We start from the raw sequence: 25,801 nt of genomic DNA, 5'->3' as shown, positions 1-25,801 counted from the left end.
AAGCGCCGTTACTCCACGATCACCTTACCCTTCATCACCGCCGAATGCGGCGTGCAGATGTAGTTGTAGGTGCCCGGCTCGATGAACTTGACCGCATAGGCCTCGTTGACGTTGAGCATCGGGCCCATCGCGCCCTTCACGGTCTTGGCCGGGCCCTGACGGAAGTGAACGTTGTGCGCGACCGCTTCCTTGTTGGTCCAGCGGACGATCTGGCCGGACTTGATCTTCACCTCAGGCGTCAGGAACGCCATCTTGTCGATGTCGATCTCGGTGATCTCACCGGTGGCGGCCTTGGCGTCGGGCAGAATCTCGATCGGGTCGGCGGCGTGTGCGGCGCTGAGCGGGAGCGCGACGCACAGCGCCGCGAGCAGCATGGAACGCATGGAACGTGTCCTTGGAAAGCCCGGGCGTGAGGAGGTGCGTCGCCGCCGTCCCGGAACCGGCGGCGGCCGAAGTCGGATCAGGCCTGAATGGGGGAGCCTGAACGGCCGAAGAGCGAGGCGTCGCTGAGACGTCCCAGCCAGTTGGCGCCGAAGAGCGTCACCGCCTTTGGCGGGGTGACGAAAGAAAGCGGACCGCTGTCGACCATCAGTCGATCTCCAAGCCGCGGCGGGCGTCGCCTCCGCCACGGCGAGAGCATTAGAGTTCCACTTCCGGGGGAGCAATCGAAGAAGGGTTCCAGCTTGGTAAGAAGAAAATGATCGCTCCGTGATCGGCCTCAATGACGCAGGCGGCCCTCCGGCGCCGGCCCGGGAGGCGGTCGCCTCGCGCCCGCGAAGCGGCTAAGTTCGGACGCCCGCCTCCAAGGACCCCCATGCCCGAACCCGTTCTGTCCAACGCTCCGGAAATCTCCGTCACCGAGCTCAGCCAGGCGCTGCGCCGGACCGTCGAGGACACCTTCGGCTATGTCCGGGTGCGGGGCGAGGTGTCCGGCTATCGCGGGCCGCATTCCTCCGGCCACGCCTATTTCTGCCTCAAGGACGAAGGCGCGCGCATCGACGCGGTGGTCTGGCGGACGAGCTTCTCCAAGCTGAAGTTCAAGCCCGAGGAGGGCATGGAGGTGATCGCCACGGGGCGGCTCACCACCTATCCGGGCAAGTCGACCTACCAGATCGTGATCGACGTGCTGGAGCCGGCCGGGGTCGGCGCGCTGCTCGCGCAGCTCGAGGAGCGCCGCAAGCGGCTCGCCGCCGAGGGGCTGTTCGACGAGGCCCGCAAGCGGCCGCTGCCCTATCTGCCCGAAGTGATCGGCGTCGTGACCTCGCCGACCGGCGCGGTGATCCGCGACATCCTGCACCGCCTCGCCGAGCGTTTCCCGCGCCGCGTGCTGGTCTGGCCGGTGCGGGTGCAGGGCGACACCGCCGCGGCCGAGGTCGCGGCCGCCGTCCGCGGCTTCAACGCGCTGCCGGCCGGCGGCAAGATCCCGCGGCCCGACGTGCTGATCGTGGCGCGCGGCGGCGGCAGCCTCGAGGACCTTTGGGGCTTCAACGAGGAGATCGTGGTGCGCGCCGCCGCCGAGAGCGCGATTCCGCTGATCTCCGCCGTCGGCCACGAGACCGACACCACGCTGATCGACTTCGCCTCCGACCGGCGCGCCCCGACGCCGACGGCTGCGGCCGAGATCGCCGCGCCGGTGCGCGCCGAGCTGATCGCCGCGACCGAGGACCGCGGCGCGCGGCTCCGGTCGGCGCTGGCGCGCGGGCTCGACCTGCGCCGCCGCGAGCTGCGCGCCGCCGCCCGCGCGCTGCCGAGCCTCGATGCGCTGACCCAGGTCCCGCGCCAGCGGCTGGACCACGCGGCCGCGCGGCTCGGGCCGGCGCTCGCCGCCAACGCCGGCCGCCATCGCGCCCGGCTCGCCGCCGCGGCCGCCCGACTGTCGCCCGCCGCGCTGACGGGCCGGGTCGCGCTGTGCGGCGAACGGGTCGCGGCGCTGCACGGCCGCCTGGCGCGGGCCGAGCGGGCGCTGACGGAACGCCGCCGCGATCGGCTCGAAGCGGTGTGGAAGCTCGCGCGCAGCCTGAGCCACGAGGGCGTCCTGGAGCGCGGCTACGCGCTCGCGCTCGGCGCCGACGGCCACGTCCTGTCGCGCGCCGCCTCGGTCGCGCCCGGCCAGGCGCTGACGCTCAAATTCTCGGACGGCGAGGTGGCGGCCACGGCCGACGGCGGCGAGGACCGCCCGGCGCGAAAGCCCGCCGGCAGGCCGCGCCCGTCCGGAACTCCCCAGGCCGATCTGTTCGGGTGAGCCCCATGGCGTCTGAGACCCTGCCCGATCTGTTCCCCGGCTTCGCGACCCGGCGCACGCCGGTCGGCGACGTCGAGATCTTCGCCCGGATCGGCGGGGAGGGGCCGCCGCTGCTGCTGCTGCACGGCTTCCCGCAGACCCACGCCTGCTGGCGCGGTCTCGCGCCGGCGCTCGCCGAGCGGTTCACGGTCGTGCTGCCGGACCTGCGGGGCTATGGCGCCTCCTCCGCGCCGGAGCCCGCGCCGTTCGGGGCGAACTACGCCAAGCGCGCGATGGCCGAGGACATGCTCGGGCTGATGACCGCGCTCGGCCATGAGCGCTTCGGGATCATCGGCCACGACCGGGGCGGACGGGTCGGCTACCGGCTCGGGCTCGACCACCCCGACAAGCTCACCCGGCTCGCCGTGCTGGACATCGTGCCGACCCATCGGATGTGGGCCGCCATGAACGCACGGCTCGCCGTCAAGGCCTATCACTGGAGCTTCCTGGCGCAGCCCGCGCCGCTGCCCGAGAGGCTGATCGGCGCCGACCCCGACTTCTTCCTTGAGACCACGCTGGCGAGCTGGACCGCAGCCCGCAGCCTCGCGCCGTTCGAGGGCGCGCTCGAGCACTACCGCGCCGCCTTCCGCGACCCCGCCCGCATCGCCGCCGCCTGCGGCGACTACCGCGCCGGCGCGCATGTCGACGTCACCCATGACGAGGTCGACCACATCGCCGGCCGCCGCGTCGCCGCGCCGCTGCTCGCGCTGTGGGGCGAGAGCGGCTTTCCGGGCGAGACCGAGGGTCCGCTCGAGACCTGGCGGCGCTGGGGCGCCGAGGTCGAGGGCAGGGCGCTCAAATGCGGCCACTTCCTGCCCGAAGAGGCCCCCGAGGAGACGCTCCGGGAACTGCTCGCGTTTTTCGCCCGGGGCTGAACGCCGCTTCTTCTCCCTCCTCGCGGCGGAGCCGTGGGGAGGGTGGCCCTTCGCGCAGCGAAGGGTCGGGTGGGGTGGGGGCGTGGGGCGCAGCCCGTCTTCGTCGGGCCTTCGATGGACCCGCAGGCCCGCCTCGCCGTCATGCCCGCTTGCGGGCATCCACGACTTCCTTCTCCGTCCCGCGCGATTGAAGTCGTGGATACCCGCGCGAAGGCGCGGGCATGACGCGGAGGTTCGGGTGGTTCCGTTTGAAGACACCCCACCCGGCCGGGCTTCGCCCGTCCACCCTCCCCTCTGCGAGGGAGGGATAAGACCGCCCTTCGTCCGTGCCGCGCCGCCTCTTCTCCCTCCTCGCGCGCAGCGCGGGGAGGGTGGCCCTTCGCGCAGCGAAGGGTCGGGTGGGGTCTTGGGCGTAGAGCGCACCCTTGAATCCCGGCGCTGAGCTCGCGTCCGGAACCGACCCTGCGCAGAAGACCCTCCGCCGCCGGCTTTCCCCTCCCGTCATGCCCGCCTTCGCGGGCATCCACGACTTACCTTCCAGCCGCGCCGCCTTACGCCCAAGTCGTGGATACCCGGCCTGCGGCCGGGCATGACGGTCGAGGGTCCGGCGCTTCACGGCAGGCGCGTGCGATCCGCCGGGTCGCACGGCTCCAAATCCTTCATCCGTTTCAAACAGCGACAGCGGAAGGCGCGGAGCGCCGGGCCACCGTGGTTTTACGCGTATTTTGGCCGGTCGCCCGGCGCTCCACGCGCGGCGGCTTGTTCATCAGCTGGCGGAAGCCGCGCTCCGGTCGCGGGCGGCCCGTTCTCCCTTGCGGGGTCGCGCTCTTCCCTACACCGACAAACCGTTTGCGTGTCGGTTTAGGGTCCCCGCCTCTCGCCCGTGTGACACGATCCCTTTTTACGGCAGAGCCCGCAACGCGCTAGTAGCCGACATTGGTCCCTAGCCAGACTCCGGACATTCGGTACTAGCGCTTGGGGCATCCGCCATACCGGTTATGCAATCTATCTACCAGAACGCTCTAGCCGCCCTTCTAGTCCAGTCCGCGACGGCCATTTGGTGCTAGGGGCAAGCTGCCCGCCGAACTGAAGGGATCACCGAGCGCCCTGCCTTGCGTGGCGTGCTGACTCCCACGTAACTATGGCGGCCCAAAGGATTGATACCCTATGCCCGAAGCCGGCCTAATCAAGACGATCCTCGCCAAGGAGGCACCCACCTACGGCGCCGGGCTTTCGGAAGGCGACGCCTTCGAGCGCTTCACCGCCAAGACGATCCTGAAGCGGTTCGGTCTCAACTTCGATCAGATCGAGGATGGCATCGTCGACGGCCAAGACGACGGAGGGATCGACAGCGTCTACCTCTTCGTCAACCGCGCGCTGATAGCCACCGACACGGACATGGGGCTCTTCAAGGAGCCGGTCGTGATCGATCTCTACGTGATCCAGTCGAAGCTAGAGCCGGGTTTCAAGGAAGCCGCCATGACCAAGCTGGCGACCGCGTTGCCGAGCCTGATGACCCTGAAGGCGAAGCCCCTCGACCTTGCAAAGGTCTACAACGACAAGGTCTGCGAGAAGTTTGAGACCTATCGGAAGGCTGTTGAGGACCTCGCGGGCGAATTCCCTAAGATCAACGTGCACGTAATCTACGTGACTTTGGCAAAGCACGGCAACGACAAGGTCACGGCACTGAGGCCGACGCTGGAGGCCACAGTGGCCAAGGTGCACCCTAATCTTGAATGCAAGGTGGAGCTGTGGGACGCGGCCCGCCTCTATGCGGAGGCGCGTAAGCAGAGCCGAAATATAAAGCAGCTCCGATTCGAGAAGACCGCCGTATCACACGGCAAAGGCTATGTGTTCCTGGCCAAAATCAAGGATTATTACGACTTCATCAGCGATGAGGGTGAGATCATTGACACCTTCTTCGAGTTCAATGTCCGAGACTACAATAAGACGGCGTCTGTCAACAAGGAGATCGGCAAAACCCTTGCGACTGAAGGCGATCCTGCAGACTTCTGGTGGCTCAACAACGGCGTGACGATGCTGGCGGAGGACGCGAACGCCCAGGACAACGTCATGACCATCCGAAATCCGCTGATCGTCAACGGCCTACAGACGTCGCATGAGGTGTTCAACTTCTTCTCCAAGGGCGGAAAGGATGACAATCGCGCTGTCTTGGTCCGGGTCCTCCAACTCGAGGACACCGAACTGCGCGATAGGGTGATCAAGGCGACAAATTCCCAGACCGCAATCAAAGCCGCCTCACTCCACGCCACCGAACCGTTCCAGCGGAAGATCGAAGACTTCCTGGAGCAGCTGAATATATTTTACGATCGGCGGCGCGACTATTGGCGCAACAAGGGAAGGGCGGCGGACCGGATCATTGGCCTCGAACGCCTGGCCCAGTCCGTGGCGGCGATCCTTCTGGAACGTCCTCATGATGCGCGCGGCCGCCCCACCACCATCCTTCGCGTCGAACAGACCTATGACGAGATGTTCTCCTCGGACACAGACCTGAACATCTATAAGGTCTGCGCGGAACTCTACTTCCGTGTGGACGGCTACTTCAGGAGCGAGCGCAAAGCGATTTCCACCATCCACCGCAACAACCTGCGTTACCACTTGATGATGTCGCTCGCCTGGCGCCTCAACGGATCGCGCCCCATACACGCCGCTGCCCTCGCCAAGCTAAAAGTGGGCACATTGACGGACGCCAATATGAAAGAAGAGCTGGCGCATCTGATCAAGCTCTTCGACCAGGCAGGTGCCTCCGACAAGACGGCTAAGGACGCCGCTTTCACTGCTACCTTGATCAAGAAAGCCAAGGTCAAGACCTCGATCCTTGGCAAGGAACCGGCAAAGGCCAAGACTTAGTTGGGTTTGATTGCGGTGTGACAGCCGGCCCACAGCACCTGCGGATTCAACGCTGGGGCGCTGCCTTGGCCCCTTGCGCCAAGTTCACGGGCGGGTGTAGTCCGAGAAAGACAATTGCTAGCGGTCGCAATCTAAAAAGTCGGGCTTCCGTCGGTGCCAAAGCTGAGCGAGGCTTTTCGAAAGCAACTACCTAGTCCAATCGCGACTCGACTTCGCACACGATGCCGTTGTGTTTCAGCACAGCCGCGAACGCGGTTGCATAGGCACAAGCTCGGTCGATGGATTGGGTAGTTCCGACCGCGAAAATTTGTGCGCCAGACCGGTGGTGGCGGTGGGCACGGCCCGTATTCACTGCCCCACCGCGCAAAGCCGCGTCGGGCGTCAGGGACGCGAACCCACGCGAAGCCGCACAATCCATCCATCTCTATTCCGAAACCCGAGATGGACATCGGTGTCGGCACGGTGCTCGCGGCTGCCAATCGTCCCGCTTCCGCGGCAAGCTCGAAAATCGCCGCCCATTTGTCGTCGCCCTCCCTGTCGGGGGAAGGACAGCAGGAGGAGATCACGGGTGACGGCTGATGTCAAGGAATAAAAGCCTAAACGACGTCCGGCCCGCCGCCAAAATGCTTGCGCAGCAGCTTCATGTTGCGGCGGTTGGCCTTGAAGGCGAAGTCGAACACTGTGCCGACCACCGGAACGCTGCCCACCACGGTGTCGAGCACGACGTTGCCGACCATCCGGGCGAGCACATGGCTCGGGGCGCCGAGCTCATGGGCGCGCTTGATCATGTAGGCCGAGACCAGCCCTGTCGCGACGTCGCCCGCGACGGGCACGAAGCTCGCGATCCCGTCGATCCCGAACCGCCAGCCGAGCCCTGGCACGCGCCACCTGGTGTCGAGCAGATGGGCGAGCCGCTCGAGATGGTCGAGCGTCTCCGCCTCGCTGGCGCGCGGCATGCGCCCGGCGAAGCCGGGGGTGGGACGGGCGGCGCGGGCGGCTGTCATCTGCGCATGATCACCCAGATCGCGTGGATGATGCCCGGCACGTAGCCGAGGATCGTGAGAAGGATGTTCAGCCAGAACTGAAGGCCAAGTCCGACCTGCAGGAACACGCCCAGCGGCGGGACCAGGATGGCGATCAGGATGCGTACGACGTCCATCGAGCAAAAACCCTGCTTGCTTAACCGGGACGAACGCGCGAGCAGACGAAATCGTTCGCGGGACGACGCTTCGTGATGGCCCGGCCTCCGGTCTCCCGCCGCTGGAACGCTGGGAAATGGCGGCGCGGGCCCCGGGTCGCCGCCCCTGCGACGGCCGGGCGTGCTAGCGTCGCCTTCCGTTCCACGATTCCCGGAGCCGTCCGGCCTATGCCCATCCGCCTGCTCGACGACACGGTCGCGAACCGGATCGCCGCCGGCGAGGTGGTGGAGCGGCCGGCCTCGGTGGTGAAGGAGCTCGCCGAGAACGCGCTCGACGCCGGCGCGCGGCGCATCGAGATCGTGCTCGAGGGCGGCGGCGCGCGGCTGATCCGGGTCGTCGACGACGGCTGCGGCATGGATCGCGACGACCTGGCGCTGGCGGTCGAGCGTTTCGCGACCTCCAAGATCTCCTCGGAGACCGACCTCGGCGAGGTCGCCACGATGGGCTTCCGGGGCGAGGCGCTGCCGTCGATCGGCGCGGTGGCGCGGCTGGCGATCGAGACCCGCACGGCGGACGCGCCGCATGGCTGGCGGCTCCAGGTCGAGGGCGGCCGCAAGGGCGCGCCGGAGCCGGCGGCCCTGCCGCGCGGCACGCGCATCGAGGTCCGCGACCTGTTCTTCGCGACGCCCGCGCGGGCCAAGTTCCTGAAGTCCGAGCGGGCGGAGGCGCAGGCTGCGGCGGAGGTCGTGCGGCGGCTGGCGCTCGCGACCCCCTCGATCGACTGGACCCTGGTGGTGGAGGACCGCACGCTGCGCTTCCCGGCGGTGGCGGACGAGGCCGGCCGCGCCGAGCGGCTGGCGCAGGTGCTGGGGGCGGACGTCTCCGGCGCCGTGATCCCGGTCGTGGGCGAGCGCGGCGGCGCGCGGCTCGCCGGCCATGTCGGCCTCAGCCATCTGCACCGCGCCACGGCGGGCGCGATCCACCTCTCGGTCAACGGCCGGCCGGTCAAGGACCGGCTGCTCGTCGGCGCCCTGCGCGCCGCCTATCAGGACGTGATGCCGCGCGACCGCTCGCCGGTCGCGGCGCTCGACATCCGCGTCGGGCCCGGAGAGGTCGACGTCAACGTCCATCCCGCCAAGGCCGAGGTGCGGTTCCGCGATCCGGGCCTGATCCGGGCGCTGATCGTCTCGACCGTGCGGGCCGCGCTCGCCGACAGCGGGCCAAAGCCCTACGCGGCCGGCGGCGCCGAGATCGCGCGCTTCGCCGCCCGCCGCGCCGCCCCGCCTGCCGCCTATGCGGCCCCGCGGCCGGCCGCGCCTGTCCGCGGCTTCGCCTCCGGCGCGCAGGCGGCCTTCGCGGTCGAGGCGATGGACCTGCCGCCCGCCGCCAACCCGGCCGCCTTCGTGGACGAGCCGGCGGACGCCGTCCGCCGGCCGCTCGGCGCGGCCAAGGCGCATCTGCACGACACCTACATCCTCGCCGAGACCCAGGACGGCGTCGCGCTGGTGGACGCTCACGCGGCCCATGAGCGGCTGGTCTATGAAGAGCTGAAGCGGCTGCGCGAACGCTCCGGCGTGCCGCGGCAGGAACTGCTCGTGCCCGACGTGGTCGAGCTCGATCCGGCCGACGCCGAGCGGGTGCTGGCCGCGCGCGGGGAGCTGGAGCGGCTCGGGCTCGCGGTCGAGGCGTTCGGGCCGGGCGCGCTGCTGGTGCGCGCCACCCCGGCGCCGCTCGGCCCGTGCGACGGGATCCGGCTGGTGCGCGACGTCGCCGAGGCGCTGGCGGAGGGCGAGGCGGACGCCACCCCGATGGCGCGCCGGCTCGACCACATCCTGGCGACGGTCGCCTGTCACGGCTCGGTGCGGGCGGGCCGGCGGCTGAAGCCCGACGAGATGAACGCGCTGCTGCGCGCGATCGAGGCCGAGCCCGCCGCCTCGACCTGCAACCATGGCCGCCCGACCTTCGTGACGCTGACGACGGCGGATCTCGAAAAGCTGTTCGGCCGGCGGTGAGCGGCGCCTTCCCGGATACGGGGCTGCTCGATCTCGTCGAGCACGCCGTGCTGATCGCCGTCGGGGGGCGGGCGCTTCGCGTCGCGCCCAATCCGGCGGCCTGCCGCCTGTTCGGGATCGCCCACGAAGCGAACCTCCGCGTCCCCCTGTCCCGGCTCGTCGGCCGGTCCGCGGCGGCGGAGCTCGCGACCTTCGCCGAGCGGCTTCCGATGAACGGCCTCGGCGCCCGCACGGCGATCTCCTGCAAGACGCCGCGCGGCGCGCTGCTGCTCGCGGCCGACGTCGCGCGCGCTCCGGGCCGGACCGACGTCTTCGTGCTCACCCTTCGGGAGGAGACCGCGGACGCCACGGCGGTCGAGGCGCTTTCGCAGGCCAACATGGTGCTGCAGTCGCTGCCGGTCGGCATCGAGCTCTACGACCGGCGGTTCAACGCCCTGTTCTACAACAGGAAGTCCGACGAGCTGTTCGACTATTCCGAGCGCGCCATCATCAACCACGCCGACTGGTGGGATCTCGCCTTCCCCGACGCGGAAAAGCGCGAGGCGGCCCGCGCGGAGTGGGCCGTCGTCACGGCGGCCGCCGAGGCCGATCCGACGCAGGCTCATATGGCCGAATGGGCGGTGATGTGCCGCGACGGCGTCACGCGCGACATCCAGTTCTACTATCGCCGCGCCGGGGAGGGGTTCTCGCTGGTGCTCTGGGACGTCAGCGACCGCCGCCGGCTGGAGACGGAGCTGCGCGAGCTCGCGCTGACCGACAGCCTCACCGGCCTGCCGAACCGGCGCTGCTTCTTCGAAACCGCCCAGTCGCTCCTCGACAACGCGCCGCCGAACCGCGCGCTGACGGTGCTGATGCTCGACGTCGACCACTTCAAGGCCGTCAACGACCGCTTCGGCCACAGCGTCGGCGACGAGGTCCTGAAGGCGGTCGCCGCGCGCGGCAAGGCGGCGCTGCGCAAGGAGGACCTCATCGCCCGCGTCGGCGGCGAGGAGTTCGCGGCGCTCCTGCCCGGAACGGAGGCCGCGCACGCCGCCTGCGTCGCGCGCCGGCTGCGCGAGGCGATCATCGCTGAGCCGGTCACGGTCGGGGCGGTGGCGATCCCGGTGACGGTCAGCATAGGGGTCGCGGGCCGGCGCAGGGACGACGCCGCCGCCGAAGTCATCGTGGAGCGCGCCGACGCGGCGCTCTACGCGGCCAAGAGCGCCGGGCGCGACCGGGTGGCGGTGGCCGACGAGAACCTCGTGGGCGGCTAGGCGGCCCGCAGCAGCGCGACCTTCGCGTCGCCATAGGTCCGGACCTCGAGGGTCTCGAAGCCGGCCGGCGCCGCCGCTTCGGCCTCGGCGCTCTCCTCCCAGACCACGAGCGCGCCCGGGGCGAGCCAGCCGCCGTCGCGGGCGGAGGCCAGCGCGCGCTCGCCGAGCCCCTTGCCGTAGGGCGGGTCGGCGAACACGAGCTCGAACGGCGCCATGCCGGCGGGCCCCAGCCTGGTCGCGTCGCGCCGGAAGATCTTGGTCGCGCCGCCGAGCCCGAAGGTCTCGATATTGGCGCGCAAACAGGCGCGGGCTTCCGCCCCCTCGTCGACGAACAGCGCGAAGCGCGCGCCGCGCGACATCGCCTCGAGGCCGAGCGCGCCGGTGCCGGCGAACAGGTCGAGCACGCGCGCGCCGTCGGCCGGATCGCCATAGGCGTGGGCGAGCACGTTGAACACCGCCTCGCGCAGCCGGTCGCTGGTCGGCCGGATCGCGCGCGAGTCCGCCGAGGGGCCTTTCAGCGCGCGGCCCTTGAACCTACCGCCGACGATCCGCACCGCCCGGCCGTCCTCTGCCGCCGCCGCCAGTCGGTCGTCCGCCGGGCTTGCCGCCGCCGCCCGGCCTGCCGCCGCCCGGTCCGCGCGGCTTGAAGCCGCCGCCGGGCTTTCCGCCGGGCCCGCCTGGCCTGCCGCCCATCGGTCTGCCGCCGGGCTTGCCGCCAGGACGACCCCCGCCTGCCGGCCGGTCGCCGGAAGGCCTGTCGCCGCGCGGCGGACGGCCGCCGGCGGGACGCTCGCCGCCGTCGCGGCGCGGAGGACGACCGCCCTCCGGACGCGGCGGACGCCCGCCCTCGGGACGGTCGCTGCGTTGCGGCCGATCGCCGGCCGGCCGCCGGGGCCGTTCGGCCGCGCCCGAGGACGCCTCGTCACGCCAGCGCGGCGCAGGCGCGCGCGACGCCGACGCGCCGGACTCGGTCGGGGCCCGGTCCGGACGCTCGGGGCGCGGTCCGCGCTGCGGACGGTCGCCGAAGGCGCGCTGGGGCCGCTCGCCGCGCTCCGGGCGGGGCCTGTCGTTGAAGGGCCGCGGGCCACGGGCCGGGCGTTCTCCGCCCTCCGCGCGCTGCGGCCTGTCGCCGAAGGCGCGCTGCGGCCGTTCGCCACGCTCCGGACGCGGCCTGTCGCCAGCCGGCGCGCGGAACGGACGGTCGCCACGCTCGCGGGGCCGGTCGCCGGACGGCGCGCGGCGCTCGAAGCGCTCGCCGCCTTCGCCACGCGGCGCGCGATCGGGTCTCTCGGGTCGATCGCCGCGCGGCGCGGGCTTCGCGCCGGGACGCGTCGGACGTTCGGGCCGGCCCGCCGCGCCGAAGCGCTCGGCCGCGCCGGCGTCCTTGCGGCGCACCCGCTTCGGGGCCTCGTCGCCGGCCGCGCGGGCGACGCGTTCGACCGCGACCTTGCGGCCGCGGCGGTCGGCGACCGGGGCCGCGCGCTTGACGCGGGCCGGCTTGTCCTCGGCGGGCGCGGCGGCGGCCGGCGGCGCCATGTCGCGCGGGCGGGCGATCGGCGCGCGCCGCCCGACGCGCTGCGACGGATCGCCGAGCCGGGCGCGGTCGCGCGGATCGGGGCCCGAGCGGGCCCCGCCGCGCCCGCCGGTCACCTTCGGCGCCTGGTCGTCGCGCGTCACGGCGGCCTCGAAATCGCAGCCGGCCTCTTCGGCCAGGCGCTTGCCGAGCTGGTCCATGAGCGTGCGGGTGCGCACCTCCTCGGCCTCGCCCTCCGGCAGCGAACCCAGCTGGAACGGCCCGAACGAGATCCGGATCAGCCGGTTGACCGCGAGCCCGAGATGCTCGGCGAGGCGCTTGACCTCGCGGTTCTTGCCCTCGCGCAGGCCGATCATGAGCCACACATTGTCGCTCTGCTGGCGCTCGACCTCGGCCTCGACCGGGCCGTAGGCGAAGCCGTCGATCTCCACGCCGTCCTTGAGCGCGTCGAGCTGCGCCTGCGTCACGCGGCCGAAGGCGCGCACCCGGTAGCGGCGCAGCCAGCCGGTCTCGGGAAGCTCCAGCACGCGCGCCAGCCCGCCGTCATTGGTGAGCAGCAGCAGGCCTTCGGTGTTGATGTCGAGCCGGCCGATCGTCATCACCCGCGGCAGGCCGGGGGGCAGGATCGAGAACACCGTCTCGCGCCCTTCCGGGTCGCGGTTGGTCGTCACATAGCCGCGCGGCTTGTGGTAAAGCCACAGCCGCGTCCGCTCCCGTTCGGGAAGCGGGCGGCCGTCGACCTCGACGCGGTCGTCGCGGGTGACGTTGAAGGCCGCGGTCGTCACCGCCGCGCCGTTGACCTTCACGCGGCCTTCGCCGATCCAGATCTCGGCGTCGCGGCGGGAGCCGAGGCCGGCGCGCGCGATCGCCTTGGCGAGGCGCTCGCCGGGGCGGCGCGTGGCGTGGTCCTCCGGCGCGTCCCCTTGGGGCTCGCCGGGCGTTTCGGTCGGTTCTGTCATGACGAGCGGGCGATAGCATGCGGGCGAGGCGTTGACGAGGACCAACCGCGCCTCACCCATGGATCGCGCGCTGGAGGAGGCGCGCGCCGCCGCCGCGCGCGGCGAGACGCCGGTCGGCGCCGTCGTCACGCGCGACGGCGCGGTGATCGCCGCGGCCGGCAACCGGCCGCGCGAGCGGTGCGATCCGACCGCGCACGCCGAGATCCTGGCGATCCGCGCGGCCTGCGAGGCGCTGGGCTCCGAGCGGCTGGTCGGCTGCGACCTGTGGGTGACGCTCGAGCCGTGCCCGATGTGCGCGGCGGCGATCTCCTTCGCCCGCATCCGGCGGCTCTATTTCGGCGCGCAGGACCCCAAGGGGGGCGCGGTGGTGTCGGGCGTCCGGCTGTACGACCAGCCCACCTGCCACCACGCTCCGGAGGTCTATCCGGGTTTCGCCGAACAGGACTCGGCCGCGCTGCTGCGCGACTTCTTCCGCGCGAGGCGCTGAGCTCCTTCGGCTCCGGCGTCTTGCGGCCAAGGCCCCTCGGGGCGTCGCGCCGGTCCGGCCGCCATCCCGCAATGCGCCCGTGGGTCTTGCTCTCGCGGGTTGTGGCGGTCACATGGAGCATCTCTGTCTGGAGCGCCCATGGAACACGCCTCCGTCGCCGGCCCGCTGATCGGCGCTCTCATTTTCCTTGGAGCGGCGGTCGTCGCCGGGCCGCTGGCGCGCCGCTTCGGGCTGGGCGTCGCGGTCGGCTATCTGGTCGCCGGCGTGATCATCGGGCCCTCGGCCCTCGCGCTCATCAAGGATGCGGGCGCGGTGCTGCAGGTCGCCGAGATCGGCGTCGTCATGCTGCTGTTCCTGATCGGCCTCGAACTGCGCATCGAGCGACTGATCGCGCTGCGGAAGCTGATCGTGGGCTTCGGCGGGCTGCAGATCATCCTGAGCGGCGCGGCGTTCGCGGGCCTCGCCCTGCTGGCGGGCCTCGACGCTCCCGCCGCGATGGCGATCGGCATCGCGCTCGCCTTCTCGGGCACCGCCATGGCGGTGCGCATCCTGCAGGAGCGCGGCCATCTCAACCGGCCCTATGGCGAGCGGACCTTCGCGGTGCTGCTCGCGCAGGACCTCGCGGTGGTGCCGGCGCTCGCGCTGATCCCGATGCTGGGCGACGGGCCGGCCGAGCACGCGACCGACTGGATGCAGGCGCTGGGCTCCGCCGCGATCGGCGCCGGCGCGCTGGCGGCGATCGTGCTCGCCGGACGCTATCTGCTGAACCCGCTGTTCCGTCTGCTCGCCGAAGTCGGCGCGCGCGAGGTGATGACGGCCGCGGCGCTGCTGGTCGTGCTCGGCGCCGCCGAGATCTCGCACGCGGCCGGCCTGTCGATGGCGCTCGGCGCCTTTCTGGCCGGCGTGCTGCTCGCCGGCTCGTCCTACCGGCTCGAGCTCGAGGCGGACGTCGAGCCGTTCCGCGGCCTGCTGATCGCCCTGTTCTTCATGGGCGTCGGCATGACGATCGACCTCCGGACGGTGGCCAGCCATCTCGTGGCGCTGCCGCTCGCGGTCGTGGCTTATCTCGCGGTCAAGACGGTGATCGCGACGGCGCTCGCGCGGCTTTTCGGCTCGCCCCTGAGCTCGGCGCTGCGCATCGGGGCGCTGCTGGGAGCGGCGGGCGAGTTCGCCTTCGTGCTGATCCCGCTGTCGGCGACCGAGGGGCTGATCGACGCGGAGACGTCGAGCATGCTTTCGGCGCTGGCCGCCCTCAGCCTGATGCTCGCGCCGGCGCTGGTGGCGCTGTGCGACAGGCTGGCGACGCGGCTCGAGCCGCAGACTGACGGGCCGACGCCGGACTACTCGGACGCCAAGGGCCAGGTGCTGGTCATCGGCTTCGGCCGCGTCGGCCAGATCGCCGCCCAGCTGCTGCTCACCGAGGGCGTCGAGACTACGCTGATCGACGCCAACGCGGCCCGCGTCGAGCAGGCGACCCGGTTCGGCTTCAAGGTCTATTACGGCGACGGCTCGCGGCTCGACGTGCTGCGCGCCGTGAAGGCCGACGAGGCGCGCGCCATCGTGGTCTGCGTCGACGACCAGGAGATCTCGCGCCGGATCGTCGACACCATCCAGAAGCACTTCCCGCTCGCCCAGCTCGTGGTGAAGGCCTACGACCGCGGGCACGCGCTCGACCTCTACGGCGCGGGCGTCGAAAACGTCGTGCGCGAGACGTTCGAGAGCGCGCTGGCGCTCGGGCGTCTGGCGCTCGAGTCGGTCGGCGTCGATCCCGAGCGCGCCGCCGAGATCGAGGCGGATGTCCGGCTGCGCGACCTGCAGCGCCTGCAGATCCAGCGGGTGGAGGGCATCTCGGCGGGCCGGCACCTGTCCTACACCAACCGGCCGACGCCCGAGCCGCTGTCGGAGCCGCGCCGCAAGGGCCAGAAGATCGACGGCGAGGGCGCCCCGGACGCCCGCGCCGGCGCGCCGGCCGCGGCCCCCGCCGAATAGACCTGGGCGCGCCATTGGCGCGTCTTCGGAGGGCGCCATAGTCTTGCCCCGGGCGAGCGCCGGAAGCGCGCCGCCGGGAGGGGACGCCATGATCAACATGTTCGAGCTGTTGCGGCAGGCGCAGGGCGGCGCGGCGTTCGACAACCTCGCCCGGGCCTATGGCGTCTCGCCGGAGCAGATGCGCGCGGCGGTCGCGGCGCTGACCCCGGCCTTCGCGCAGGGCTTCCAGCGCCAGCCGCAGAACGACGAGGCCGCGCGCCGCTTCGCCGAACTGCTGCAGACCGAGACCTATGCGCGCGCCTTCGAGGCTCAGGCCAGCGCCTTCGATCAGGCCGCCGCCAGCGCGGGCGAGGAGGCGCTCGGCGCGCTGTTCGGCTCCAAGGAGGTGTCCCGCGCCGTGGCCGCGCAGGCGGCCGCGGCCTCCGGGGTCCAGGCGGAGATCATCCGCAAGGTGCTGCCGGCGCTGGCGAGCATTCTGGTCGGGGGCTTCGCCAAGGCGGCGCAGGGCTCGATGGGGGCGGGGGCTGCGTCCGGCCTGCCGGGCGCGTTCGGCGCGTTCTGGGGCGAGGCGATGCGCGCGGCCTCCGGCGCCGCGCAGCAGAAGCCGGCGGGCGGCGCCCCCGGCAATCCTTTCGAGGAGTGGACGCGCGGCTTCGCGCCGGGCGGCAAGGCCGGCGGCGGCGGCCCCCAGGAGGCCGGCGCGATGATGATGGGCGACATGATGGCCGAGATGCTCAAGGGCATGTTCGGCGGCGCCGGCGCAAGGCCGTCCGAGGAGCGCGAGAAGACCAAGGAGCCGCCGGCCGGAGCGGGGGACGAGCCCCGGCCGGCGGAGAGCGCGCCCGGCGGCTTCGACGAACTCGTCGCCACCGGTCGCGAACTGTCGGCGCAGAACGCGCGCGCCATGGAGCAGATCTTCGACGCCTTCTTCGGCGCGAAGGAGCGCTCCGACAAATCCTAGAACCGTCCGGGCCGGCCGTTCCGGGTGGCCCAGAGCGACCATTCGGCGGCCGCGCCCGCCGGTCCGGCGTCGGCCGGCGCGCGGTCCGGATCCGCGGCCAGCTTCCGGCGCCCGAGCGATGCGCCGAGAGCGCGCAGCGCCGCCGCGGCGGCGCGAACGAAGCGGGCGGCGGCCTGCGGTTCGATCGACACGGGAGCCTCCCTGCCAAATCAGCCTGGAGCATCTGGATAGCTCCGGCCGTTTGATCAGTGAAACGAATGTTAGTAATGTAGGTCATCATTCCGAGTGATGGGGCCGCCATGGTCGCGCTTCTCGACGTCGATCAGCTCCGAAGCTTCGTGGCGATCGTCGACACCGGCTCGTTCACCCGCGCCGCGGACGTGGTGTTCAAGACCCAGTCCGCGGTCTCGATGCAGATGAAGCGGCTCGAGGAGCGGGTCGGGCGGGCGCTGTTCGCGCGTGACGGCCGGGGCGTCCGGCTCACCGAGGACGGCGAGCGTCTGCTGGATTACGCCCGGCGCATCATCCACATCTCGCGCGAGGCGGTCTCGGCCTTCGCGGACGACGCGCTGACCGGCCGGGTGCGGCTCGGCCTTCCGGACGACTACGCGGAGCGCTACCTGCCCGAAATCCTCGCCCGGTTCTCGGCCTCCAACCCGCTGGTCGAGGTGACGGTGGTCTGCGAGCCTTCGGTGCAGCTGGTCGAGATGATCGACCGCGACGAGCTCGACCTCGCGATCATCACCCATGCGGCCCGCAAGCCGATGGGCGAGGTCATCCGCCAGGAGCCGCTGCTGTGGGTGACCTCGCAGCGCTCGGTGGCGCATGAGGAGCCCGTGCTGCCGCTCGCGCTCAGCCACGCCGCCTGCGTCTGGCGCGAGTCCGCGATCGGCAAGCTGCAGGAGATCAAGCGGCCGCACCGCGTGCTCTACTCGAGCCGCAATTTCGCGGCGGTCGGCGCGGCGGTGCTGGCGGGGCTCGCGATCTCGGTCGTGCCGGAATCCGCGCTGCGGCCGGGCATGCGGGTGCTCGGGACGGCGGAAGGCTTCCCGGCGCTGCCGAGCTGCAAGATCGCGCTGCTGCGCAACCCCGGCGCGGTCACCGAGACCGCCCAGGCGCTCGCCGACCACATCGTCGCGAGCCTCGACAACATGTCGCCCGGGGCGCAGGCCGAAGCCGCCGAATAGCCCGCCGGCTTGAAGCCGGGCGGGTCCGTCGCGATCTCAGCCCGCTGAGGAGACAGCGCAGATGCACAGGTCACGTGGCGACCACGCCGCCCAATTCGAGCACGAGCACCGCTTCCTCGGTCGCGACCACGCCCGCAACGCGCGCCGCACCCGCATCGCGATGACCGTCACGGCCGTCGCGATGGGCGTCGAGATCGTGGCCGGCTGGGCCTATGGCTCGATGGCGCTGCTCGCCGACGGCTTCCACATGGCGACCCACGCTGGCGCGATCGGGGTCGCGGCGCTGGCCTACCGGATCGCCGCCGCGCGCTCGAACGACCCGCGGCTCGCGATGGGCGCCGGCAAGGTCGGCGACCTCGCGGGCTTCGCCAACGCGATCGTGCTCGGGGTGGTGTCGCTCGCGATCGCCTGGGAGTCGCTGCTGCGGATCGCGAGCCCGCAGGAGGTGCTGTACCGCGAGGCGATGATCGTCGCTGTGCTCGGCCTGCTGGTGAACATCGTCTGCGCCTTCGTGCTGGGTCATGGCGGGTCCGCCGGCCATGCGCACGGCCATGATCACGCCGGCCACGCGCATGAGCATGGGCATGGGCGCCCGCATGACCATTCGCCGGCCGACGGGGTCGAGGACCACAATCTCCGCGGCGCCTATCTGCACGTGCTGGCCGACGCGCTGACCTCGGTGCTGGCGATCGCGGCGCTGTTCGCCGGCTGGACGCTGGGGTGGCGCTGGATCGATCCGGCGGTCGGCCTGCTCGGCGCGGCCATGATCGCCTCCTGGTCGGTGTCGCTCGCCCGCCAGACCGCCGCCACGCTGGTCGACGCGCCGGCCGATCCGAATCTCGAGCGCAAGATCCGCGAGCGGCTGGAGGTCGGCGGCGACCGGGTCTGCGACCTGCATCTGTGGCGCGTCGGGCCCGGCCATCTGTCGGCGATCGTGGCGCTCGTCACCCACGAGCCGCGCGAGCCCGAAATCTACAAGGCCAAGCTCGCCGACCTGCGGGAGCTCAGCCACCTCACGGTCGAGGTCAACCGCTGCACCGACGCGCGCTGCGCCGCCGCCTGAACGCGCGCCCTAGTAGGCGAACTCGGCGAACACCGGATCGACGCTGCGGCCCCAGTCGCCCTCGTATTTCTGCAGCAGCGTCTCGGCGAGCGAGCGCTTCTCCTCGACCACCCGCAGCAGCGGGGCGAGATGGATGCCCTCGTGGTCGCCGAAGCTGTTGCGGCGGGCCCGCGCCGCGAGCCCTGCCTCCGAGAGCGCGAGCGCGTCGCGGGCGACCTCGAGCGCGGTGCGGTTGCCGATGTGGGCCGCCAGCCCCTGCGCCGGGACGGCGTCGCGCAGCGCCTGGCGCTCCTGCGCCGACCAGCCCTTCACCAGCTCCCACGCCGCGTCGAGGCTCGGCTGATGGTAGAACAGCCCGACCCAGAAGGCCGGCAGCGCGCAGATCCGGCTGGTCGGCCCGGAGTCCGCGCCGCGCATCTCCAGGAAGCGCTTCAGCCGGACTTCGGGGAAGATCGTCGACAGATGGTTGGCCCAGTCCGCGACGGTCGCCCGCTCGCCCGGCAGCTGCGGCAGGCGCCCGGCCATCAGGTCGCGGAACGAGGCGCCGGCGACGTCGTGATAGTGGTCGCCGCGCTTCACGAAATACATCGGCACGTCGAGCGCGTAGTCGACGTAGCGCTCGAAGCCCATGCCGTCCTCGAACACGAAGGGCAGCATGCCGGCGCGGGCGTTGTCGGTGTCGCGCCAGATCTCCGAGCGCGCCGACAGGAAGCCGTTCGGCTTGCCGTCGGTGAAGGGCGAGTTCGCGAACAGCGCGGTGGCGATCGGCTGCAGCGCGAGGCCGACGCGCATCTTGCGCACCATGTCGGCCTCGCTCGAGAAGTCGAGGTTCACCTGCACGGTCGCGGTCCGGTACATCATGTCGAGGCCGCGCGAGCCGACCTTCGGCATGTAGCGGGTCATGATGCCGTAGCGGCCCTTGGGCATCACCGGCGTCTCGGCCAGCGACCACTTCGGGCTCATGCCGAGCCCGAGGAAGCCGAGCCCGAGCGGGTTGGCGATCTCGCGCACCTGCGCCAAGTGGGCGTGCAGCTCGGAGCAGGTCTGGTGCAGCGTCTCGAGCGGCGCCCCGGAGAGCTCGAACTGTCCGCCGGGCTCCAGGCTGATCGCGCCCCCGCCGGTGACGTCATAGAGGCCGATGATGTGGCCGGCCTCCATGATCGGCTCCCAGCCGAGCAGGCACTGCATGCCGTCGAGCAGCGCCCGGATGCCGTTCGGCCCCTCATAGGCGACGGGCGAGAGGTCGGCGCGCCGGAACGGAAACTTCTCGTGCTCGGTGCCGATGCGGAACTGCGCCGAGGGGCGGCAGCCCGCCTCCAGATAGGCCACGAGCTCCTCGCGCGACGCGATCGGAGTGGAGTCGGTCAGGTCACGCGCCATCGGGGATCCCGCGATAAACAGCGCCGTCAGTTAGGCTCTCGGCGGGCGCCCGTCCAGTAGGGCCGGGAGCGCGCGTTCGGCGCCCCGGCTCTTCCTGGCTTCGGCCTCCGGTCGACGCGCCTCGCGTCAGCCCCTGATCAGCACCCGCGTCCCGACGCCGGCCCGGTCGTAGAGATCGATGATGTCGTGGTTGAACATGCGGATGCAGCCCGACGACATCGCATGGCCGATCGAGCGCGGCTCGTTGGTGCCGTGGATGCGATAGGAGGAGTCCCGGCCGCCCTGGTAGAGATAGAGCGCGCGCGCCCCGAGCGGGTTCTGCAGGCCGCCGTCCATGCCGCCCGCCCAGCGCCCGTAGAGCGTCGGGTTGCGCCGGATCATGGCCGGCGTCGGCGTCCAGCGCGGCCACTGCGCCTTGCGCTGAACGGTCGCCCGGCCGCTCCACTCGAAGCCCTCGCGGCCGACGCCGATGCCGTAGCGGATCGCCTTGCCGCCGTCCTGCACGAAGTAGAGGTGCTTCTCGGCCGGCCGCACCACGATGGTGCCGGGCGCCTCGCCGGTCGGATCGGTGACGCGGCGGCGCAGCACCGAGGGGTCCAGCGTGCGCCAGTTCATCGCCGGCAGCGGGAACTTCTCGTTCGGCTTGGCGCCGTAGATCTCCGAATAGTCGAAGCCGCTGTCGCCGGCGAACAGGTCGCCCATGTCCATGTTCGGCCCGGCGGCGCAGGCCGCAAGCGCGAGCGGGGCCGAGGCCACGAAGGCGCGGCGGGTCAGCCCAGCGGGCGCTGGCGCGAAGCGGTCTCGATCGGTCATGCAGGGTCCGTCCACTGGATCAAAAAGACGAATGGCCGGACCGCCCCCCGGACGGTCCGGCCATCTGATGGCGGGCGCTTGCGCACCCGCCGCGAGCCCGCTCGCCCCCCGGCGCGGGCTCGAACTCCTGCATCAGGACCGGACGACCACCTTGGTGCCGAGCGGCACGCGCGAGTAGAGGTCGATCACGTCCTGATTGAGCATCCGGATGCAGCCTGAAGAGACCGCCTTGCCGATCGAGTAGGGCTCGATCGTGCCGTGGATGCGGAACAGCGTGTCGCGGTTGCCTTCCCACAGCGCCATGGAGCGGGCGCCGAGCGGGTTGCCGGGGCCGCCGGGCATGCCGTTGGCGTAGGGCCGGGCGTGCGGGTCGCGGGCGACCATCTCGGCCGGCGGGTGCCAGTCGGGCCATTCCAGCTTGCGGCGGATATAGGCGGTGCCGCTCCAGGCGAAGCCCTCGCGGCCGACGCCGACGCCGTAGCGGATCGCGGTGCCGTCGTCCTGGACGAGGTAGAGGTGGCGTTCGCGGGGATCGATCACGATGGTGCCCGGCGCCTCGCCCGTGGTGTTCGGGACGACCTGCTTCAGGAATCTCGAGTCGATCTTCTCGAGGTTCACCGGCTTCACCGGGAACGGCTCGTCCGCGACCTCGCCGTAACGGCTGTTGTCGGTGATGTTCGGCGTGAAGGCCGGCGACGTCGGGACCGGCGCGGGAGCGAACGCCATCGGGTCGGTCGCGCCGGCCGGCGGGAGAGGCCTCGAACCCGCGCAGGCGGCGAGCACCAGAGGAACGGCCAGCACGGCCGCCCGCCGCAGCCAGACCGAGAACGAGGTTGCGACGCTGCGCGAGAAGAAACCTGTCGACATGGAGGTTCGCACTGACTCGTAGAAAGTCCGTCGCATGTCGACGGCGCCATTACGCCTATACGCCGGTAGCGGGCCATCCGGCTCGCCAAGTTCGCTAAATGTCGCCGAGTCCCGCAATGGTGCGGCATTTGGGCAACGCAGTCTTGGAGCGCCCGCGCGGCGGCCAGCCCCGGGAGAACCATGGCCCGGCGTGGTTAACAGAAGGTCAAGCCGGGCCGGCCGGCCAGTCTCCGGCCACGGCCTGCACGAGCGTCAGCGCCGCGACGGCGGCCGTGTCGGCGCGCAGGATCCGCGGCCCGAGCGACAGCCGGACCACGGACGGCAGGCGCAGCAGCGCGGCCCGCTCCTCGGGGGCGAAACCGCCCTCGGGGCCGATCAGCACGGCGATCGGGCGGCCGGCGAGCGGCCGCAGGGCCGCGACCGGATCCTGGGCCTCCGAATCCTCGTCGCAGAAGGCGAGGGGAGCGTCCGCGGGCCAGCTTTCGAGCGTGCGCGCCAGCGGCTCGGGCTCGTCGATCTCCGGCAGCGCCAGCACGCCGCATTGCTCGGCGGCCTCGACCGCGTTGGCGCGCATCCGCTCGACATTGACGCGGCTCGCCTGGGTGCGGCGGGTGATCACCGGCGACAGCCGGGAGGCGCCCATCTCGACCGCCTTCTGCACCATGTAGTCGAGCCGGGCGTGCTTGAGCGGCGCGAACAGATAGCGGAGCTTGCCGGCCGGCGTCTGCGGCCGGGTCCGGCGTTCGGCGACCAGCGTGACGCGCTTCTTGGCCACGTCGGAGATCCGCGCGCCCCATTCGCCGTCGCGCCCGTTGAACAGCAGCAGCCCGTCGCCGGCCGCCATCCGCATCACGTTGCGGACGTAGTTCGCCTGCGCGTCTTCCAGCACGAGCTCGGCCCCCTCGGCGAGCGGGGCGTCGACGAACAGGCGGGTGGAGGAGAAGTCGTAGGCGGCCAATGCCCGGCTCCTGAAGGTCCGGCGGCCGTCTTAAGCCGTCCGGCGGCGCAGCCCAAGTCTCCCGACCCACCTGTCGCGGCGCCCGGCTGCGCTTGACCGGCGCGGCGCGATGGCGTCGCCTGTGACGATCCGGTAGCTGAGCGTCCATGTCGCAGATCAACGCCCCCGTCGCCGATGCGCCGCCCGCGAACTGGGTCGACCGGCGCGCGCCGGCCGCCTGGCGGCCCTATCTGAGGCTGGCGCGCGCCGACCGGCCGATCGGGGCCTGGCTGCTGTTCTGGCCGTGCGCCTGGTCGAGCGCGCTCGCGGCCGTCGCCTCCGGCGCGCCGTGGCCGAACCCGTGGCATCTCGCGCTGTTCGCGATCGGCTCGGTCGCGATGCGCGGCGCGGGCTGCGCCTATAACGACCTCGTCGACCGCGACATCGACGCGCAGGTCGCCCGCACCCGCTCCCGCCCGCTGCCGTCGGGCCAGATCACCCCCAAGGCGGCCGCGGTCTTTCTCGGCGTCCTGCTGCTGGTCGGGCTCGCGGTGCTGCTCGCGCTGCCGCCCTTCGCGATCCTGGTCGGGTTCTGCTCGGTGCTGCCGGTCGCGCTCTACCCGTTCATGAAGCGCGTCACCTGGTGGCCGCAGGCGATGCTCGGCGTGTGCTTCGGCTGGGGCGCGCTGATGGGCTGGAGCGCGACGTTCCAGAGCCTCGCCGCCGCGCCACTGCTGCTGCACGCGGCCGCCTTCCTGTGGATCATCGGCTACGACACGATCTACGCCCACCAGGACAAGGAGGACGACGCGCTGGTCGGCGTCGGCTCCACGGCGCTGCTGTTCGGGGCGCGCACGCGGCCGATCCTGACGGGGTTCTATGCGGGCGCGGCGGCGCTGCTGGGGCTCGCCGCATGGGCGGCGGGCGCCGGAGCCCTGAGCTTTCTCGGCGTCCTGGGCTTCGCGGCGCATTGCGCGTGGCAGATCGCCCGGCTCGACATCGAAGACCCGGCGCTATGTCTGATGCTGTTCAAGTCGAACCGGGAGGCCGGCGCGCTCGTCTTCCTCGGTTTCTGCGCCGACGCTCTGCTGAGGATCTGAGACCCGCATGACCGAGCCCGCCGTGAAGGATCCGCTGCCGCCTGAGCACAGGCGCTTCGTGCTGTTTCAGGCCGGCCTCAGGCTGTGGATCGCGCTCGCGATCCTGGTCGCGCTGGGAGCGTGGTTCTTCACGCGCGGCTGAAGGTCAGTCGCGCGCGATGATCTCGCGCTCGTCGCGATGCACGGGCGTCTCCGGCGTCAGGCTGCCGGTCCGGCGCTTCGCCTGGAAGCGGGTGCGGCGGTCCTTGAGCAGGCTGTGCCGGCGGCGCGGCCGCGTGCGGCCGACCTCGAGCTCGCCGACGCGGGCGTTGAGCGTCATGCGCCGGCCGTCGAGCTCCTCGATCAGCAGCGGCAGCTTCAGAGCGCGCGCCCAGGAGCGCCATTCGGCCAGCGCCTCGCCGTCACGCGGCTCGGTCGCGAGCGGAACGTCGAGCGCCCGGTCCGGATGGGCGAGCACGACCTCGACCTGGTCCTCGCGCGGGTCGGCCCCCGGCGCGACCCGCATCGCCACCCCCGTGAAGGTGGAGAGCGGCGCGACGATCCGCATCGCGATGCGGCGGACCATCCGGTCCACCACGACACGGCCGGAATCGACCGTCACGCGGCGTTCGCCGCCGTCCGCGGCTGGGTCCGGAGCGGCGAACCGCACCGGCAGGGTGAAGGGGTCGAGCCGGTCGGCCGTCCCCGTTCCGGCGCGCGTGTGCGCGCAGGCGTCGCTTTGACTAACCAATGTCCAGTCTCCCAGAAGGCCCAATGCTGCGGGCTCTTCGTTCGTTGCTGGAACATACGCTCGAGGACTGCTTTACCGGCTTAACAGAGCTGGTGAATGTTTTCTGACCCTAGCCTCTCACAGGCCTGTTCTTCCGCCATGCTGAAGAAGAGCTTGCCAGAGAGGGTAAGAATGTGATGAACGCGGCGTGGCGCTTGCGTCAGCCCTGCTGTCCCACCACCTTGGGGCCAGCGCGCACCCCGCGCGGCCCCCTCGAACCGGATTGCCCGCCATCGTGCCTTCAACCGACGCGCCGATCGATCTCGAACGCCTTGCGGGCGTGCTCGCCGAAACCGTGCGGGAGGGCGGCGCGATCGCGGCTCGGATGTTCCGCGAGGGCGCGGAGCGCTGGACCAAGTCCGACAACAGCCCGGTCACCGAGGCCGACCTCGCCGTCGACCGCTTCCTCGCCGAGCATCTGCCGCCGCTGGTCGACGGCTCCGGCTGGCTGTCGGAGGAGACGGCCGACACGCCCGAGCGGCTGACGCGCCGGCGGGTCTGGGTGGTGGATCCAATCGACGGCACCCGCGCCTTCATCGAGGGCCGGCCCGAATGGGTGGTCTCGGTCGCGCTGGTCGAGGATGGCGCGCCGGTCGCGGGCGTCGTGTTCGACGCCTGCAACGACGTCACCTTCGAGGCCTTCCGGGGCCTCGGCGCGCGGCGCAACGGCGAGCCGATGGTCACGCCCGATCCGCCGCTGCTCGAAGGCGCCCGGGTCGGCGGCCCGAAGTCGCTGCTCGGCCCGCTCGAGTCCTACGGGGTCAGCCGCGGGCCCTGGCTCTACGCGCTCGCCAACCGGCTGGTGAAGGTCGCCTCCGGCGGGCTCGACGCGGCGATCGCGCGGCCCAACGCCCATGACTGGGACATCGCCGCCGCGCATCTGATCCTCGAGGAAGCCGGCGCCCGCCTGACGAATTTCGACGGCGCCGTTCCGGCCTATAACCGCGCGACGACCCGCCATGCCGGCCTGGTCGCCGCCCCGCCGGCGCGCCACCGCGCCCTTCTCGCCGCGCTCCACACGGAGCGCGAGACGCTTGCAGCCCTGGAGCCCTATCGATGAGCGACGTCTTCCCGCAGCAGCCGCTGTATCTGGTGTTCGGCGGCGAACTGGAGGACGTCTCCGGCGTCTCGTTCCGCGACGTTCAGGGGCTCGATCTCGTCGGCATCTTCTCCGACTACGACAGCGCCCGGGCGGCCTGGCGGGCCAAGGCGCAGGCGACCGTCGACGACGCGCATATGCGCTATTTCGTCGTTCATCTGCACAAATTGCTGGAGCCCGAAGCGGCGCTCGCGGCCGGCTGACGGCCGCTCACCTCGGCGGGGC

At 71.6% G+C, this 25,801-nt stretch carries 26 protein-coding genes; 14 read left to right on the top strand and 12 right to left on the bottom strand.

Annotated elements, in window-relative coordinates; translation table 11 throughout:
• Positions 1–8 precede the first annotated feature (8 nt).
• Positions 9–383 carry a plastocyanin/azurin family copper-binding protein gene (locus tag GGR24_RS16710; protein WP_183396534.1) on the bottom strand — a complete coding sequence of 125 codons (375 nt, stop codon included), beginning with the start codon at positions 381–383 and terminating at the stop codon, positions 9–11.
• 77 nt (positions 384–460) lie between these two features.
• On the bottom strand, positions 461–589 hold the full coding sequence (locus GGR24_RS17810; protein ID WP_281375428.1) for a hypothetical protein: 129 nt from the start codon (positions 587–589) through the stop codon (positions 461–463).
• Between the two features lie 225 nt (positions 590–814).
• Here GGR24_RS17810 and xseA point away from each other — a divergent pair, with 225 nt between their 5' ends.
• From xseA to GGR24_RS16695, 3 genes are all read left to right on the top strand, one after another.
• Complete coding sequence (gene xseA / locus GGR24_RS16705) at positions 815–2,242, top strand: exodeoxyribonuclease VII large subunit (protein WP_183396533.1); 1,428 nt, start codon at positions 815–817, stop codon at positions 2,240–2,242.
• Positions 2,243–2,247: 5 nt separating this feature from the next.
• Positions 2,248–3,156 (top strand): alpha/beta fold hydrolase, encoded by a 909-nt coding sequence (locus GGR24_RS16700; RefSeq protein WP_183396532.1) that lies wholly within the window; start codon positions 2,248–2,250, stop codon positions 3,154–3,156.
• A gap of 1,167 nt (positions 3,157–4,323) precedes the next feature.
• Entirely contained in the window at positions 4,324–6,027 is a 1,704-nt protein-coding gene (locus GGR24_RS16695; RefSeq protein WP_183396531.1) for an AIPR family protein, read from the top strand.
• 596 nt (positions 6,028–6,623) lie between these two features.
• On the opposite strand, the gene GGR24_RS16690 is transcribed toward GGR24_RS16695, so the two are convergent.
• Both GGR24_RS16690 and GGR24_RS16685 read right to left on the bottom strand, forming a co-directional pair.
• The gene (locus GGR24_RS16690; protein ID WP_183396530.1) at positions 6,624–7,031 is read right to left on the bottom strand and encodes a DUF4112 domain-containing protein; all 408 of its coding nucleotides are present in this window, start codon (positions 7,029–7,031) and stop codon (positions 6,624–6,626) included.
• Positions 7,028–7,186 (bottom strand): YqaE/Pmp3 family membrane protein, encoded by a 159-nt coding sequence (locus tag GGR24_RS16685; RefSeq protein ID WP_183396529.1) that lies wholly within the window; start codon positions 7,184–7,186, stop codon positions 7,028–7,030. Before GGR24_RS16685 ends, GGR24_RS16690 begins: the two co-directional genes overlap by 4 nt.
• Positions 7,187–7,393: 207 nt before the next feature.
• On the opposite strand from GGR24_RS16685, the gene mutL reads away from it, so the two are divergent.
• Positions 7,394–9,178 (top strand): DNA mismatch repair endonuclease MutL, encoded by a 1,785-nt coding sequence (mutL, locus tag GGR24_RS16680; RefSeq protein WP_183396528.1) that lies wholly within the window; start codon positions 7,394–7,396, stop codon positions 9,176–9,178.
• Positions 9,175–10,431 carry a diguanylate cyclase gene (locus GGR24_RS17890; protein WP_183396527.1) on the top strand — a complete coding sequence of 419 codons (1,257 nt, stop codon included), beginning with the start codon at positions 9,175–9,177 and terminating at the stop codon, positions 10,429–10,431. The genes mutL and GGR24_RS17890 overlap by 4 nt, the downstream gene beginning before the upstream one ends.
• On the opposite strand, the gene rsmD is transcribed toward GGR24_RS17890, so the two are convergent.
• On the bottom strand, positions 10,428–10,985 hold the full coding sequence (gene rsmD / locus GGR24_RS16670; RefSeq protein ID WP_183396526.1) for a 16S rRNA (guanine(966)-N(2))-methyltransferase RsmD: 558 nt from the start codon (positions 10,983–10,985) through the stop codon (positions 10,428–10,430). The genes GGR24_RS17890 and rsmD overlap by 4 nt on opposite strands.
• Positions 10,966–12,924 carry a pseudouridine synthase gene (locus tag GGR24_RS16665; RefSeq protein ID WP_183396525.1) on the bottom strand — a complete coding sequence of 653 codons (1,959 nt, stop codon included), beginning with the start codon at positions 12,922–12,924 and terminating at the stop codon, positions 10,966–10,968. Before GGR24_RS16665 ends, rsmD begins: the two co-directional genes overlap by 20 nt.
• A 58-nt stretch (positions 12,925–12,982) precedes the next feature.
• Between GGR24_RS16665 and GGR24_RS16660 the strand changes: the two genes are divergently transcribed.
• The 3 genes from GGR24_RS16660 (at position 12,983) to GGR24_RS16650 (ending at position 16,361) form a co-directional block, all read left to right on the top strand.
• The gene (locus tag GGR24_RS16660; RefSeq protein ID WP_183396524.1) at positions 12,983–13,411 is read left to right on the top strand and encodes a nucleoside deaminase; all 429 of its coding nucleotides are present in this window, start codon (positions 12,983–12,985) and stop codon (positions 13,409–13,411) included.
• Positions 13,412–13,549: 138 nt separating this feature from the next.
• The gene (locus GGR24_RS16655; protein ID WP_183396523.1) at positions 13,550–15,400 is read left to right on the top strand and encodes a monovalent cation:proton antiporter-2 (CPA2) family protein; all 1,851 of its coding nucleotides are present in this window, start codon (positions 13,550–13,552) and stop codon (positions 15,398–15,400) included.
• Positions 15,401–15,488: 88 nt separating this feature from the next.
• Positions 15,489–16,361: a DUF937 domain-containing protein gene (locus GGR24_RS16650; RefSeq protein ID WP_183396522.1), complete on the top strand. Its 873-nt coding sequence runs from the start codon at positions 15,489–15,491 to the stop codon at positions 16,359–16,361.
• Here the strand turns inward: GGR24_RS16650 and GGR24_RS16645 are convergent.
• Positions 16,358–16,552: a hypothetical protein gene (locus tag GGR24_RS16645; protein ID WP_183396521.1), complete on the bottom strand. Its 195-nt coding sequence runs from the start codon at positions 16,550–16,552 to the stop codon at positions 16,358–16,360. The two genes, GGR24_RS16650 and GGR24_RS16645, sit on opposite strands and share 4 nt — an antisense overlap.
• Before the next feature lie 108 nt (positions 16,553–16,660).
• Here GGR24_RS16645 and GGR24_RS16640 point away from each other — a divergent pair, with 108 nt between their 5' ends.
• On the top strand, positions 16,661–17,548 hold the full coding sequence (locus tag GGR24_RS16640) for a LysR substrate-binding domain-containing protein (protein ID WP_183396520.1): 888 nt from the start codon (positions 16,661–16,663) through the stop codon (positions 17,546–17,548).
• A 61-nt stretch (positions 17,549–17,609) separates the two neighbouring features.
• On the top strand, positions 17,610–18,611 hold the full coding sequence (gene dmeF, locus GGR24_RS16635; RefSeq protein ID WP_183396519.1) for a CDF family Co(II)/Ni(II) efflux transporter DmeF: 1,002 nt from the start codon (positions 17,610–17,612) through the stop codon (positions 18,609–18,611).
• Positions 18,612–18,620: 9 nt separating this feature from the next.
• Here dmeF and GGR24_RS16630 read toward each other — a convergent pair whose 3' ends face one another.
• The 4 genes from GGR24_RS16630 to GGR24_RS16615 form a co-directional block, all read right to left on the bottom strand.
• Complete coding sequence (locus GGR24_RS16630) at positions 18,621–19,991, bottom strand: glutamate--cysteine ligase (protein WP_183396518.1); 1,371 nt, start codon at positions 19,989–19,991, stop codon at positions 18,621–18,623.
• Between the two features lie 126 nt (positions 19,992–20,117).
• Positions 20,118–20,804, bottom strand: coding sequence for a L,D-transpeptidase (locus GGR24_RS16625; protein ID WP_183396517.1), 687 nt, complete (start codon positions 20,802–20,804; stop codon positions 20,118–20,120).
• A 132-nt stretch (positions 20,805–20,936) separates the two neighbouring features.
• Positions 20,937–21,671: a L,D-transpeptidase gene (locus GGR24_RS16620; protein WP_183396516.1), complete on the bottom strand. Its 735-nt coding sequence runs from the start codon at positions 21,669–21,671 to the stop codon at positions 20,937–20,939.
• Positions 21,672–21,876: 205 nt separating this feature from the next.
• Positions 21,877–22,629 carry a 16S rRNA (uracil(1498)-N(3))-methyltransferase gene (locus tag GGR24_RS16615; protein WP_183396515.1) on the bottom strand — a complete coding sequence of 251 codons (753 nt, stop codon included), beginning with the start codon at positions 22,627–22,629 and terminating at the stop codon, positions 21,877–21,879.
• A 146-nt stretch (positions 22,630–22,775) separates the two neighbouring features.
• Here GGR24_RS16615 and ubiA point away from each other — a divergent pair, with 146 nt between their 5' ends.
• Positions 22,776–23,708 (top strand): 4-hydroxybenzoate octaprenyltransferase, encoded by a 933-nt coding sequence (gene ubiA, locus GGR24_RS16610; RefSeq protein ID WP_183396514.1) that lies wholly within the window; start codon positions 22,776–22,778, stop codon positions 23,706–23,708.
• 7 nt (positions 23,709–23,715) lie between these two features.
• Positions 23,716–23,850 carry a hypothetical protein gene (locus GGR24_RS17805; protein WP_281375426.1) on the top strand — a complete coding sequence of 45 codons (135 nt, stop codon included), beginning with the start codon at positions 23,716–23,718 and terminating at the stop codon, positions 23,848–23,850.
• A gap of 3 nt (positions 23,851–23,853) precedes the next feature.
• Here the strand turns inward: GGR24_RS17805 and GGR24_RS16605 are convergent, their stop codons facing one another.
• Positions 23,854–24,438 carry a DUF6101 family protein gene (locus GGR24_RS16605; RefSeq protein WP_183396513.1) on the bottom strand — a complete coding sequence of 195 codons (585 nt, stop codon included), beginning with the start codon at positions 24,436–24,438 and terminating at the stop codon, positions 23,854–23,856.
• A 274-nt stretch (positions 24,439–24,712) separates the two neighbouring features.
• On the opposite strand from GGR24_RS16605, the gene GGR24_RS16600 reads away from it, so the two are divergent.
• Together GGR24_RS16600 and GGR24_RS16595 are read left to right on the top strand one after the other, a co-directional pair.
• On the top strand, positions 24,713–25,537 hold the full coding sequence (locus GGR24_RS16600) for an inositol monophosphatase family protein (protein WP_183396512.1): 825 nt from the start codon (positions 24,713–24,715) through the stop codon (positions 25,535–25,537).
• Positions 25,534–25,779, top strand: a complete 246-nt coding sequence (locus tag GGR24_RS16595; protein WP_183396511.1) for a DUF4170 domain-containing protein — start codon at positions 25,534–25,536, stop codon at positions 25,777–25,779. The genes GGR24_RS16600 and GGR24_RS16595 overlap by 4 nt, the downstream gene beginning before the upstream one ends.
• Positions 25,780–25,801: the final 22 nt, after the last annotated feature.

The sequence above is a fragment of the Hansschlegelia beijingensis genome, assembly GCF_014196425.1.
Classification (GTDB): Bacteria; Pseudomonadota; Alphaproteobacteria; order Rhizobiales; family Methylopilaceae; genus Methylopila; species Methylopila beijingensis.
This window is presented reverse-complemented; position numbering and strand designations above follow the sequence as displayed.